Source organism: Arthrobacter sp. R-11 (assembly GCF_049913155.1).
In the GTDB taxonomy this organism is placed as follows: Bacteria; Actinomycetota; Actinomycetes; order Actinomycetales; family Micrococcaceae; genus Arthrobacter.
The window spans coordinates 2715445-2728358 of sequence record NZ_CP183979.1; the positions used below are offsets into that span (position 1 = coordinate 2715445).

The following is a 12914-nucleotide window of genomic DNA, read 5'->3' on the forward strand; positions in this document are numbered from 1 at the left end:
GGGCTTACTTGTGACTCCGGACCGGCGGCCTCCGGGATTTGGAGCCCATGAACCGGAAGTAGACGAACCCGGCCCCGAGCAGGGCAAGGACGGTAATGATCTGGACGTGCAGGGGGCTCCCGGTGGCCACCGAAACCACGGAGTCGAGGGTCTTCGCAACCGGTTCGGGCAACGGCACGGGGGCAGAGGTCTTGACCGGTGCCGACGGCTTCACGGAGGGGGCGGTGCTGTTGCTCGCGGTGGGGTTCGGGGACTCGGGCAATGGCACGACCTGTCCGGCACCGGGTTCCTGGGCGAACTGCCCGGCGGGCTGCTCCACGACGAAGGGCGCCGGAACGGTGCCGGCCGGGGCCGCAGGGGCGGGATTTGGTCCCGGCTCCAAGGGCTTGGTGGCGGTTCCCCCGCTTCCCCCGCCGGGGACAGTGGTCCCCGGAAGAGTGGTCCCCGGAAGGCTGGTGCCCGGGCCGCTTGTCTCGGAACCGGACGTACCCGGATCCGTGGTACCCGGGTCAGTCGTTGCGGGGTCGGTGGCACCGGGCTCCGTTGTCCCGCCCGGGTCTATGGGGTCCGTGGGCAGGGTGACGATGTCTCCCGGATCAACCGGGTTTTCGATGATCGGGTCAGGCGGCTCTTCCGCGTGCGCTCCACCCGCCTGGATTCCCAGCATCAAGGCAAGCGCAAGCACCGTGGCGCACCTGCGTACCCCACTGCAATACTTCCTCATCGTTGCCCCCCGCAGCGATTGCGGCAGGGCCTGTCCGCCGCGGCTGCGGCTGGCAAACCCGGCCGGTTACACAAAGCGAATCAGTCGGTCCAGTCAATAAGATCGTGACCAGCATAATTCACTACCGGCCGGGAAGCCGCATCTAAGTCCTTGATTTGGACTAATTGGCAATACCCTGGGCTTTAAGGTAATCGCCCACTTTGTCCTCTTTCAGCGCCTTCTTGAGGGCATCGATCGCTGACTGGTCCGCCACCACGATCGACTGCCCATCCGCCGACCAACCGGTCCCGCTGTTGGGCAGGGTGAAGCTCTTTACGTCCCCCGTGCGGACATTGCGCAGTTCGACGGCGAGCTTGCCCACGGCCAAGGCGTCCAGGGTCTCATCCACCGAGACATACGGCGAAACCTGGTCAACCACGGCGCTGATCTTCGCCGGATCGGTCAGGGTCTCGGTGGTCAGGAACTTGCCCAGCAGCGCCTTCAGGAAGATCTGCTGGTTCTTCACCCGCTGGTAGTCGCCGTCCGCGAAGGCGTAGCGTTCGCGGACGAAGACCAGGGCCTTGTCCCCGCTCAGCACCTGCTTGCCCTTGGCGAAGTCGAATCCGCGGTCGCTGAAGGCAATGGGGACATTCACTTCCACGCCGCCCAAGGCATCCGTCATGGACTTGAAGCCTTCGAAGTCGATCACGGCGACATGGTCGATGCGGGCGTCGAGGATGCCTTCCACGGTCTGCACCACCAGCGGGATGCCGCCGAAGGCCATGGCCGCGTTGATCTTGGCGCTGCCGTGGCCCGGGATGTCCACCCAGGTGTCACGCATGATGGAAGTGATGAAGATGTTCTTCCGGTCCGCGGGGATGTGGAGCAGCATCATCGAGTCGGAGCGCTGGTCCGAGGGGGCGCCCTTTTCCGCGGTGTCCACCGGGGCAGAGCGGGAATCGCTGCCCAGCACCAGGATGTTCATCGCTTCTCCCCCGTTGGGAAGGGTCGGCTTCGTGGGCCGGGTGGATTCCTCCGGAAAGGCGTGTTCGATCTTCTGGGTCTTCGTATTGAAGCTGTTGGCGAGGTTGTACAAGTAGAAGCCGCTGACAGCTCCCACGACCAGGACAACCGCCAGGAAACCCAGCAGGACGTTACGCGCGGTGTGCGACTTCTTCTTCCGCGGAGTCGGCTCATCCTGCGTGGTTTCAGGCAGCATTTCGTCGTTGTGCATCCGTGTGTTCCTTTGTCCCCAGGGCAAAACCGTTCACGCCATCATCCCATGTCCCGTGGAAAAGGCCTTCCAGCCTCTCCTCAGGTTCGCCCGGGGTGCCCGGGGCACGTAGGCTTGAGGGGTGATTTTTCCGACCGGCCCGCACTTCCACACAAAGCGTTTCCGCCCGAAGACAGCGGCGCTTGCCGCGGCCGCCTCACTCTTGGCCCTGTCCGCCTGCTCGCCCGCCGTGGACGTCAAGGCGGCAGCGGATGCCGCCAACCCGGCCTGCGCCCCGATGATGGTGGCGCTTCCGGATGCCATCGGGGATGCAAAGCTGCGCAAGACGAACAGCCAGGCAACCGCGGCGTGGGGCGAGCCCTCGCAAGTGGTCCTGCGCTGCGGGGTCAACGTCCCGGGTCCCACCACGGACCGCTGCGTCAGCGTCAACGGCGTCGACTGGGTGATCAAGGAAGGCAACCCGGTGTGGACCCTGACCACCTACGGCCGGGAGCCCGCCACGGAAATCCTCATGGACCCGAACGTCATCAGTTCCGCGACGGTCCTTGCCGATCTGGCCCAGGCAGCGGGCAAGATCAAGGCACTGCGCCATTGCGTCGGCCAGGAAGACCTCCCGAACCTGCCGAAGAGCAAGTGAGCCGGTGCCGCCGTCGGGAATCCCGACGGCGGCACCCCCGTTTCAGCGCAGTCCGGTCTTGCGGTTCAGCGCGAGGTAGATCAGCTCGTCGATCAGGTCCGCGTACGGCAGGCCGGACGCGGCCCACATCTGCGGGTACATGCTCTTGGGGGTGAACCCGGGCATGGTGTTGATCTCGTTGATGATGAGTTCGCCGTCCGGGGTGTAGAAGAAGTCCACCCGGCTCAGGCCTTCGGCGCCGACGGCGTCAAAGGCTGCCGCGGCAAGCTCGCGGACGCGGGCGATCGCTTCCTCCGGCATGTCCGCCGGGCAGCTCAGGGCCGCGGCGCCGTCCTCGACGTACTTGGCGGCGAAGTCGTAGAACTCGTGCCCGCCTGAGGTCACGGCGATTTCACCCGGCATGGAGGTGCGCGGAGCGTCGGTGCCGCGTCCTTCGAGCACCGCGCATTCGATCTCGCGCCCGGTGATCCCGGCTTCGATCACCAGCTTGAGGTCGTGGCGGCGGGCTTCCTCGATCGCGGCGTCCAGTGCGTCGAGCGAATCCACCTTGGAAATCCCCATCGAGGACCCGGCGCGGGCCGGCTTCACGAAGACCGGGTAACCCAGGCGGTCCACCCGCTTGCGGACTGCCTCGGCGTCGTTGCTCCATTCGCGGTCGGTAACGGCCACGTACGGCCCCACCTTCAGCCCGGCGGCCTCGAAGACCACCTTCATGAAGTGCTTGTCCATGCCGACGGCGGAGGCCAGGACACCGGCGCCCACGTAACGGGTGTCCGAGAGTTCCAGCAGTCCCTGGATGGTGCCGTCCTCGCCCCACGGACCGTGCAGCAGCGGGAAGACGACGTCCACGGAACCGAGTTCCTGGGGAACCGCGTTGGGTTCGGTGACCACCAGCTGGTGGGTGCCGCCGACCTCGGCGAGGGTGACCGTCTTGCCCGAGGGGGCGACTTCCGGCAGTTCCTCGGAGCTCAGGGACCACTGGCTGAGATCGCCGCCGGGGATCACCCACTGGCCGGTCTTCGCAATCCCGATCGGGATGACGTCGTACTTGCTCTTGTCGATCGCCCCCATCACTCCGGCCGCCGTCACGCAGCTGACGGCGTGCTCGCTGGAGCGGCCGCCGAACAGCACGGCGACGCGTGGGCGCCGACCGCCGTCGGGAGTTCCGGGGGTCTGGATCTTTTCGGTCACAATCAGTAATCGCCTTCGGACTTCAGGGAGCGGGCAAGGAGCCGGGGCCCGAGTTCATCAACGGAAAGTCTGCCTTCCAGCACGGCCACCACGGCCGCAGTAATCGGCATGTCGACGCCGAGGCTGACGGCCAGCTCGTTGACAGCGTACCCGGATTTGATGCCCTCCGCCGTTTGGGTCATCTTCGCCGTGACCTCGTCAAGGGTCAGACCCTGGCCGAGCAAACGGCCCGCCGTGTGGTTGCGGGACAGCGGCGAGGAACAGGTGGCCACAAGGTCTCCGAGGCCGGCGAGCCCGGCCATCGTGTGGGCATCGCCGCCGAGCGCGAGGGCAAGCCGCGAGGTCTCCGCGAGGCCCCGGGTGATGACAGAGGCCTTCGTGTTGTCGCCCATCTGCCTGCCTTCACAGATGCCGACGGCGAGGGCGATGACGTTCTTGACGATCCCGCCGATCTCCACCCCGACGACGTCGGTGCTCGTGTAGGGGCGGAAGTACGGTGCCGTGCAGCAGTGCGCGATCGCCGCCGCGGTGTCCTCGTCGCTGCAGGCGACGACGGACGCCGTGGGCTCCTGCCGGGCGATTTCCATCGCCAGGTTGGGGCCGGAGACCACTGCCACCCGGCTGTCCGGGATGTCCAGTTCCTCGGCGATCACCTGGCTCATGCGCGAATCCGTGCCGAGTTCCAGGCCTTTCATGAGGGAAACCACGACGGCGCCGGGCGCCACGAGCTCCTTCCACTCCTTGAGCTGCGGGCGCAGGGACTGTGCAGGAACCGCGAGGATCACCAGTTCCGCGCCGTCCAGGACCTCGGCGACGTCGGTCGACGCGGAGATCGACAGCGGCAGCGGCGTGTCCTTGAGGTACTGCTCATTGAGGTGCTGCCGGTTGATCTGCTCCACGACCTCGGGGCGGCGCCCCCAGATCCGGATGCTGCGTTCGCTGCCAGCGGCCGCGGCGGCGTCGGCAAGGACCTTGGCGAAGGTGGTTCCCCAGGAGCCGGCGCCCAGGACGGCGACGACCGCGGGTTCCCAGTCGGTGCCGGCGCCGGTCACTTCAGCTCCCCCGGATTGGCTGTGCTTCCGGGCCTCGCTGTGTTTCCGGGCCTCTCAGTGCCCCGGGCCTGGAAGCGGCCCTGCTTGGCCTGGTTGTGGGCGGCGGGATCCCAGCGTTCGGCAGGGGGTTCCTCGCCGCGGAGTTCGGCCAGGAGCCCGGTGATGGCGGCCATGATGAGCTCGGTTGCCTCATTGAGGGTGGTGCGGTCCAACGGACGGCCCGCGAAGCTGCTGAGGTCCAGCGGCTCGCCGACCAGCACGCGGGACGTCTTCCGCGGGAAGATGTGGAAGCGCTTGGCGTACCTCGGGAAGACTTCGTGGGCGCCCCAGTGCGCCATGGGGACCACCGGCGCACCGGTCTGTATGGCCAGCCGGGCGGCACCGGTGTGGCCCTTCATCGGCCAGAGGTCCGGGTCGCGGGTCAGGGTGCCTTCGGGATAGATGATGATGGCGCCTCCGGCGTCCACCACCTCCTGGGCTGCCTGCAGCGAGCGGTTCGCCCCCGCCGTCGAGCGTTCCACCGGGATCTGGCGCGTGGCGCGCAGCAGGGAACCCACAACGGGAGCCTTGAACAGGCCCGCTTTGGCGAGGAAGTGCGGCAGGCGCTTCTGGTTGTAAAGCATGTGGCCGATCACGATCGGATCGATCTCGGTGCAATGGTTGGGTGCGGCGATGAAGCCGCCTTTGGGAAGCTTCCCGGTGCCTTCCCATTTCTTGGCCATCAGGAGGTTCATCAACGGCCGTGCGATCCCTGCGAGGAGCGCGAACGTGGCACGGCTCTTGGCCGGTTCCTTCAAAGGGTCCCCCGCTTACTTGGATTCGGTGATGTCGAAATCTGCGCCGAGGCCGGCCAGCTTCTCGGTGAAGCGTTCGTAGCCGCGGTTGATGATGTCAATGCCCGTAACGCGGGAGGTTCCGGTTGCAGCAAGCGCCGCGATCAGGTGGCTGAACCCGCCGCGGAGATCGGGGATGTCGATGTCGGTGCCCTTCAGCGGCGTCGGCCCGGAAATGACGGCCGAATGCAGGAAGTTGCGCTGGCCGAAACGGCACGGGACGCTGCCCAGGCATTCGCGGTGCACCTGGATCGTGGCACCCATGCGGCTGAGGGCCTCGGTGAAGCCGAAGCGGTTTTCGTACACGGTTTCGTGGACGATCGACACGCCTTCGGCCTGGGTCAGGGCGACGACGAGCGGCTGCTGCCAGTCGGTCATGAAGCCGGGGTGCACGTCGGTTTCCAGGACCAGCGGGCTCAGCTTGCCGCCGGGGTGGTAGAAGCGGATCCCGTCCTCGCGGATGTCCATTCCGCCGCCCACTTTGCGGTAGGTGTTGAGGAAGGTCATCATGTCGCGCTGGGAGGCGCCTTCGACGAAGATGTCGCCGCGGGTCACCAGCGCGGCCGAGGCCCAGGACGCGGCTTCGTTGCGGTCCGCCAGGGCGCGGTGGTCGTAGCCGCCCAGGTCCTTGACGCCTTCGATCCGGATGGTGCGGTCCGTCTGCACGCTGATGATGGCGCCCATTTTCTGGAGCACGGCGATCAGGTCGATGACCTCGGGTTCGGTGGCCGCGCCGCTGAGTTCGGTGATGCCTTCGGCACGCGTGGCGCTGAGCAGCACCTGCTCGGTGGCACCGACGGACGGGTAGGGCAGGGAGATCTTGGCACCGTGCAGGCCCTTGGGCGCGGAGATGTGGATGCCGCCGGGGCGCTTTTCCACCACGGCACCGAACTGGCGCAGCACGTCCAGGTGGAAGTCGATGGGGCGATCGCCGATCTTGCAGCCGCCCAGGTCCGGAATGAACGCCTCACCGATCGCATGGATCAGCGGGCCGCAGAACAGGATCGGTATGCGGGAGTCCCCTGCATGGGCGTCGATCGCCGTGCTGGAGGCCGTCTTGGCGTCCTTGGGATCCAGGGTCAGATCACCGGTGACGGGATCCTTTTCCACGGTGACACCGTGCAGTTTCAGCAGGCTGGTGACAACCTCCACGTCCTTGATTTCCGGGACATTCCGGAGCACTGAAGGCTCATTCCCCAGCAAGGACGCGACCATGGCCTTGGGCACAAGGTTCTTCGCGCCACGGACGGTAACACGGCCGGCCAGCGGCACACCGCCGCGGATTGTCAGGACACTGCTCATCTATACCGTTTCCTCACGAGTTGATGCCCCCATACTGCCGAGGGCTCAAGCTAAGCATAGAAGCTGGGGTTAATGATCCGAAATGCGGAAGGGCCGGCCTGGGGTGGCATACCCCCGGGAAATGGCGCCCTTACGCGACCGCGACGCCGGAGGCCGCGACCTCGATCTGGCGCGCAATCCACTGCCTGGCAACGGCTCCGAAATGGTACGGCGCCGCGCCCCATTTGTGATCGGCCTGGGCCACCCTCAGGTCTTCCGGAAGGGTCCGCACCGTGTAGCCGAGGCTCTTGATATGCGCGCAGCATTCAGCGAAATACGCGTTCAGCTCAACGTCTTTTCCGGGATCCCGGAAGGGCGGGACGGGTTCGCCCTTCTCTGTCACCTGCGCCCACGGCGTACCCAGGACGAGCGTCTTGTCACGCAGCCCCATGGCGGTCAGGGCACCGAAGAGCCGGTTGGCAGCGGACTCCCAAAGGGTCCAATGTTCCTCTGTCACCGGCTCAATGAGCCTGTATCGTCCCGCAATTCCCGCCAGCCGGCCGGAATGCATGAGTTCCGAGGAACGGGTCACATAATTGCCGTCGGGCAAGCGGATGACGCCAAGCCGTTCGTCGGTCAAATCAATGACCAGCAGGTCGATTTCCGCCGCATATCGCCGAAGCGTCGGCAGGAGGTTCGATTTCAAGTCTCCGCCGAGGGAGCGGTTCTGGAAGGAGGAGGCCAGGGCCTCGCCGTTAAGAAGTTCCGTGGGCCGTGAGAGTGCGCTGATCATGGACTGACGAGCAACATAGCCGAGCAATGCGTAGTCGGAACCGAGTTCTTCAAACGGGTCCCTGGACACACAGCTGCCATAGATCATCAGGTTTTTGTGCATTAAAGAACCTTAACAGAGGGCCGCGTCCCGGCCGGAATCAGGCGTCCCTGCCGGAATTGGCGGGACGCAGCGAATGGCAAGAAACGCCGCCGTCGAATTGCTGATTCGACGGCGGCGTTCTTATTGCTCGCCCCGCAACCGGTGCGGATTCTGGCTTTTGAGACGGAGTCAGCTGCGCGCCGGCAGCGTCTTCGGCTTGAAGGACGGCCGGGTGGCCTCGTAGGCGGTGATGTCTTCTTCGTGCTGCAGGGTCAGGCCGATGTCGTCCAGACCCTCCAGCAGCCGCCAGCGGGTGTAGTCGTCGATTTCGAACGGTGCCACGACGTTGCCGCATTCGACCGTCTTGGAGACCAGGTCCACCTTGACCTCGGTGCCGGGGGTGTTTTCCAGCACCTTCCAGATGAGCTCGATGTCGTCCTGGGCCACCTCGGCGGCCAGGAGCCCCTGCTTGCCAGAGTTGCCGCGGAAGATATCGGCGAAGCGGGAGGAAAGCACGGCCTTGAAACCGTAGTCCTTCAGCGCCCAGACGGCGTGCTCGCGGGACGAGCCGGTGCCGAAGTCGGGCCCTGCCACCAGCACGGATCCGGCGTTGAACGGTTCCTGGTTCAGGATGAAGCTCTCGTCCTTGCGCCAGCCGGCGAAAAGCGCGTCCTCGAAACCCGTGCGGGTGATGCGCTTCAGGTAGACGGCGGGGATGATCTGGTCCGTGTCCACGTTGCTCTGGCGCAGGGGGACACCGATACCGGTGTGGGTGGTGAACTTTTCCAAGGGGTCCTCCTAGGCGGCGTCGCCGGCGGCGACGGAGACGGATTCCAGGTCGGAAGGCGAGCTGAGCGTGCCGCGCACTGCGGTCGCTGCGGCCACCACCGGCGAGACGAGGTGGGTGCGGCCGCCCTTGCCCTGGCGGCCTTCGAAGTTGCGGTTCGAGGTGGAGGCGCAGCGCTCCCCCGGGGCCAGCTGGTCCGGGTTCATGCCAAGGCACATGGAGCAGCCGGCGAAGCGCCATTCCGCGCCGAATTCCTTGAACACCTTGTCCAGGCCCTCGGCCTCGGCTTCCAGGCGGACACGGGCGGACCCCGGAACCACCAGCATGCGTACGTTCGGGTCCTTGGCGCGGCCGCGGATCACGTCGGCTGCGGCCCGCAGGTCCTCGATGCGGGAGTTCGTGCAGGAGCCCAGGAACACGGTGTCTACACGGATGTCCTTCATGGGGGTTCCGGCTTCCAGGCCCATGTACTGCAGGGCGCGCTCGGCAGCCAGCTTGGCGTTCTCGTCGCCGAAATCCTCGGGCGAGGGCACGGCGTCGTTGAGCGAAACGCCCTGGCCGGGGTTGGTTCCCCAGGTCACGAACGGCTCCAGCGTGTCGGCGTCGAGGTCCACCTCGACGTCGAAGGTGGCGTCAGCATCGGTGTGCAGCGTGTTCCAGTACTCGACGGCGGCATCCCAGTCGGCGCCTTCGGGCGCATGCGGGCGGCCCGACATGTACGCGTAGGTGGTCTCGTCCGGGGCCACCATGCCGGCGCGGGCGCCGGCCTCGATGGACATGTTGCAGATGGTCATGCGCGCTTCCATGGACAGCGCACGGATCGCCGATCCGCGGTATTCCAGGACGTAGCCCTGGCCGCCGCCCGTGCCGATCTTCGCGATCACGGCCAGGATGATGTCCTTGGCGCTGACGCCGGGGCGGAGGGTGCCTTCGACGTTGATCGCCATGGTCTTGAACGGCTTCAGGGACAGCGTCTGGGTGGCCATGACGTGTTCCACCTCGGAGGTGCCGATGCCCATGGCCAGCGCGCCGAACGCGCCGTGGGTGGAGGTGTGCGAGTCACCGCAGACTACGGTCATGCCGGGCTGGGTCAGGCCGAGCTGCGGGCCGACAACGTGCACGATGCCCTGTTCCTTGTCGCCCAGCGAGTGCAGGCGGACGCCGAACTCCTTGCAGTTGGCACGCAGGGTGTCGATCTGGGTGCGGCTGGTGAGGTCCGCGATCGGCTTGTCGATTTCGAGGGTGGGCGTGTTGTGGTCCTCGGTGGCGATAGTGAGGTCCGGGCGGCGCAGTTGGCGTCCGGCCAGGCGCAGGCCTTCGAAAGCCTGCGGGGAGGTCACTTCGTGCACGAGGTGCAGGTCGATGAACAGAAGGTCCGGCTGGGCGTTGGCTCCTTCGCCGTCACCCTTGCGCACTACGTGCGCGTCCCAAACTTTCTCGGCCAGTGTTTTCCCCACGGCCTGCTCCCTTCACTGCGGTTGGATTGTCTACATCCACTGAACATGAGCGCCGCAAAGTGCGCCAGCGAAACAACTTGCATCTCAGATATTGAGACGGCAATATCAGTACATGGACAATTCTAGTGGAGTCGGTGTCATTGATAAAGCGGCCCAGGTGCTGGACGCGCTTGAGGCCGGGCCTACCACGCTGGCGCAGCTGGTGGCCGCAACGGGCCTCGCCCGGCCTACCGTGCACCGCCTGGCATTGGCCCTCGTCCACCACCGCCTCGTGAGCCGCGACATCCAGGGCCGCTTCGTCCTCGGGAGCCGACTGGTGGAGCTCGCCTCGGCTGCCGGCGAGGACCGGCTGATCGCCTCCGCGGGCCCCGTCCTGATCCAATTGCGCGACGCCACCGGCGAGAGCGCGCAGATCTTCCGCCGCCAGGGCGACTGGCGTGTCTGTGTCGCGTCGGCGGAACGCCCCATCGGCCTGCGCGATACCATCCCGGTCGGCACCCAGCTGTCCATGAAGGCCGGCTCCGCGGCCCAGGTGCTGCTCGCCTGGGAGGACCACGACCGCCTGCTGGATGGCCTGCAGAATGCCCGTTTCACTCCCACCGTCCTGGCAGGCGTACGACGCCGGGGCTGGGCCCAGAGCCTCGGCGAACGTGAGCCGGGGGTCGCCTCCGTTTCCGCGCCCGTGCGCGGACCTTCCGGCCGGGTCATCGCGGCGGTCTCGATTTCGGGTCCAATCGAACGCCTCACCCGTCAGCCTGGCCGGCTGCACGCCGAAGTGGTCTGCAACGCCGCCCGGGTCCTCACCGATGCGCTGCGCAAGGGCAACGACTGAGCATTTCCCGGGCTTGCGCCCCTAGGGTCCGGCGGGGAAGGTAATGGCGACGGTCGTTCCGCCGCCCGGAGTTTCCGACAATGAGAGTTCGCCGCCGTGTGCCTCGGCGATGCTGTGGCAGGTGGCCAGTCCCAGGCCGTTTCCCGGCCCGTCGCCTTGGCGGTTCAGGCGGAACATCGGCTCCAGGACCATGGCCCGGTCTTCGGGTTTGATCCCCTTGCCGTTGTCGGCAACGTAGACCGTGGCGCCACGGTGGTCGGAAACAGCGCTGATTCGGATGCGAAGCTTCCGCTCGGGGCTGCGGTAATTGATCGCGTTCGACACCAGGTTCTGGATCAGCATGCGGAAATGTCCCTTGTCCGCGTAGAGCGTCAGGTCTTCTGCTTCGATGATGCCGGAGCCTTCGATGCCAAGGTCGCGGGCAACGTTCCTGGCCGTGTCCTGGAGTGAGACATGCGTCGGCTGGATGCTGCCGCCTACCCGTGAGTAGCTAAGGACGTCCTCGAGCATTCCGAGCATGCGCCGTCCGCTGTACCCGATGCGTTCAAGATACTTGGCAGCTGCGCTGTCGGACTGGACCTCCGGATCGTCCTCCACCAGTTCTGCGTAGCCGAGGATCGTGGTGAGTGGAATGCGCAGATCATGGCTGACGCGTCCCGCGAAAGCAGCGAGCTTGGCATTGCTGTCCTTCAGCTTCGCGTTGGTGTCCTTCAGCTCGGCGTATGTGCGATCCAGTTGGGTTGTGCGGCGTTGCAGTTCCAGGAGCTCGACCACCTGCTTGGCCAGTACCTCGAGGATGCCGGCTTGCTCCGGGCTCAGCTCTTTGGGTTCGTTCGAAAAGACACACAGCGTCCCGGGGACAAAACCCGTTCCCGTTTCCAGCGGAATGGAAGCATAAAAGCGCACGTTGCCGATTTCGCCGGTGACAAACGGGTTGTCGGCGAAGCGGACATCCTGCGAGGCGTCCGGGACCACGGTCTTTTCGCGGGAGAGGAACACCTTTGCGCACATGGAGTCCTCCCGCGGGCAGACCGCGGCCTCAACTCCCCACGCCCCGACCTGGTGCTGGTACTCCGCGCTGATGATGTTCACCACGCCGTAGGGAGCACCACAAAGCTCAGCTGCGAGGCGAACCAGGTTCTGCAGCGCGCTGTAGACGGCCGCATTGCTCAGGAGGGGCGAATCCGAGCTGGGATCGAGGCCGTACTCCCTCAGTTCCGTGTCCCGGCTCACGTCGTCACTGAAAGCCAATTGCCCTCGAGCGTGCGCCATAGAGTGTGTCCTCCAGCTTCATTGGGATTACCAGCCGATGATACCGGCGCGCGGGGCGGGCGTCTGTGAAAACCCGCCGGGGCTGGGTTGTAGCGTAGGGCCCATGGACAGCTTTGCGGTATTCCTGCGGGGAATCAACGTTGGTGGGATCAACATCAAGATGGCCGAACTCAGGACGGCCCTCGGCGAGCTCCCTTTCGAAGGCGTCAAGACCCTGCTGGCCAGTGGCAACGTGGTGCTCAAGAGCGATCTCAAAGCGGCCGTCGTCAAGCAGCGTTTTGAAAAGTGCCTGCGCGATTCCTTCGGCTACGACGCGTGGGTAGTGGTCCTGAGCGGCGCGCGCGTGGCTGAACTGGTGGCGGCCTGCCCCTATCCCCCGGACGACAAGTCCACCCACAGCTACATCACGCTCTCCTCGGACTCCGCGGTGCTGGATGAACTGTTCGACGCCGGTTCGGCCCTCGGCAGCGCGGCCGACGGCGGAGTGGACCTTGCCCGTATCGGCCCCGAGGCGATCGCCTGGCTGGCTCCCGCCGGCGGAACTATTGACAGCCCCTTCAGCAAGATCACCGCCAAGGCCCGCTACAAGGCGGCAACCACCACCCGGAACCTCCGCACGATGATCAAGGTGCAGGACGCCGTCGCGCAGCTGTGACGAAAGCGACCCAGGAGTTGACATCTGGCAGGAGCGCGGCGGCGGAAGCGATAGCATTGCATGACGCTGCGGGAGGCTTCCCGTCCGGGCAGGCAACGGTCCGGCC

At 65.9% G+C, this 12914-nt stretch carries 13 protein-coding genes; 3 read left to right on the top strand and 10 right to left on the bottom strand.

Annotated features, from left to right (window positions below):
- Positions 1-4: 4 nt before the first annotated feature.
- A complete protein-coding gene (locus ACN9M4_RS12260; protein ID WP_426298244.1) occupies positions 5-667 on the bottom strand; it encodes a hypothetical protein in 663 nt (220 codons plus the stop codon).
- 217 nt (positions 668-884) lie between these two features.
- Complete coding sequence (locus ACN9M4_RS12265) at positions 885-1937, bottom strand: LCP family protein (protein WP_426298246.1); 1053 nt, start codon at positions 1935-1937, stop codon at positions 885-887.
- A gap of 202 nt (positions 1938-2139) precedes the next feature.
- Here ACN9M4_RS12265 and ACN9M4_RS12270 point away from each other — a divergent pair, with 202 nt between their 5' ends.
- Positions 2140-2574 carry a DUF3515 family protein gene (locus tag ACN9M4_RS12270; protein WP_426303463.1) on the top strand — a complete coding sequence of 145 codons (435 nt, stop codon included), beginning with the start codon at positions 2140-2142 and terminating at the stop codon, positions 2572-2574.
- Positions 2575-2616: 42 nt separating this feature from the next.
- Here the strand turns inward: ACN9M4_RS12270 and ACN9M4_RS12275 are convergent, their stop codons facing one another.
- The 7 genes from ACN9M4_RS12275 to leuC form a co-directional block, all read right to left on the bottom strand.
- On the bottom strand, positions 2617-3765 hold the full coding sequence (locus tag ACN9M4_RS12275; protein ID WP_426298248.1) for a D-alanine--D-alanine ligase family protein: 1149 nt from the start codon (positions 3763-3765) through the stop codon (positions 2617-2619).
- 2 nt (positions 3766-3767) lie between these two features.
- Positions 3768-4817 (bottom strand): NAD(P)H-dependent glycerol-3-phosphate dehydrogenase, encoded by a 1050-nt coding sequence (locus ACN9M4_RS12280; protein ID WP_426298250.1) that lies wholly within the window; start codon positions 4815-4817, stop codon positions 3768-3770.
- The gene (locus tag ACN9M4_RS12285) at positions 4814-5614 is read right to left on the bottom strand and encodes a lysophospholipid acyltransferase family protein (RefSeq protein ID WP_426298252.1); all 801 of its coding nucleotides are present in this window, start codon (positions 5612-5614) and stop codon (positions 4814-4816) included. The genes ACN9M4_RS12280 and ACN9M4_RS12285 overlap by 4 nt, the downstream gene beginning before the upstream one ends.
- 12 nt (positions 5615-5626) lie before the next feature.
- Positions 5627-6952: a UDP-N-acetylglucosamine 1-carboxyvinyltransferase gene (murA, locus tag ACN9M4_RS12290; RefSeq protein ID WP_426298254.1), complete on the bottom strand. Its 1326-nt coding sequence runs from the start codon at positions 6950-6952 to the stop codon at positions 5627-5629.
- Between the two features lie 130 nt (positions 6953-7082).
- Positions 7083-7826 carry a DUF6270 domain-containing protein gene (locus ACN9M4_RS12295; protein ID WP_426298256.1) on the bottom strand — a complete coding sequence of 248 codons (744 nt, stop codon included), beginning with the start codon at positions 7824-7826 and terminating at the stop codon, positions 7083-7085.
- A 168-nt stretch (positions 7827-7994) separates the two neighbouring features.
- Complete coding sequence (gene leuD / locus ACN9M4_RS12300; RefSeq protein ID WP_426298258.1) at positions 7995-8594, bottom strand: 3-isopropylmalate dehydratase small subunit; 600 nt, start codon at positions 8592-8594, stop codon at positions 7995-7997.
- A 9-nt stretch (positions 8595-8603) separates the two neighbouring features.
- On the bottom strand, positions 8604-10049 hold the full coding sequence (gene leuC, locus ACN9M4_RS12305; RefSeq protein WP_426298260.1) for a 3-isopropylmalate dehydratase large subunit: 1446 nt from the start codon (positions 10047-10049) through the stop codon (positions 8604-8606).
- Between the two features lie 112 nt (positions 10050-10161).
- On the opposite strand from leuC, the gene ACN9M4_RS12310 reads away from it, so the two are divergent.
- Positions 10162-10881, top strand: coding sequence for an IclR family transcriptional regulator (locus ACN9M4_RS12310; RefSeq protein ID WP_115788811.1), 720 nt, complete (start codon positions 10162-10164; stop codon positions 10879-10881).
- A 21-nt stretch (positions 10882-10902) separates the two neighbouring features.
- Here the strand turns inward: ACN9M4_RS12310 and ACN9M4_RS12315 are convergent, their stop codons facing one another.
- Positions 10903-12153, bottom strand: a complete 1251-nt coding sequence (locus ACN9M4_RS12315; RefSeq protein ID WP_426298262.1) for a GAF domain-containing sensor histidine kinase — start codon at positions 12151-12153, stop codon at positions 10903-10905.
- 103 nt (positions 12154-12256) lie between these two features.
- Between ACN9M4_RS12315 and ACN9M4_RS12320 the strand changes: the two genes are divergently transcribed.
- Complete coding sequence (locus tag ACN9M4_RS12320) at positions 12257-12808, top strand: DUF1697 domain-containing protein (protein WP_426298264.1); 552 nt, start codon at positions 12257-12259, stop codon at positions 12806-12808.
- Positions 12809-12914 lie beyond the last annotated feature (106 nt).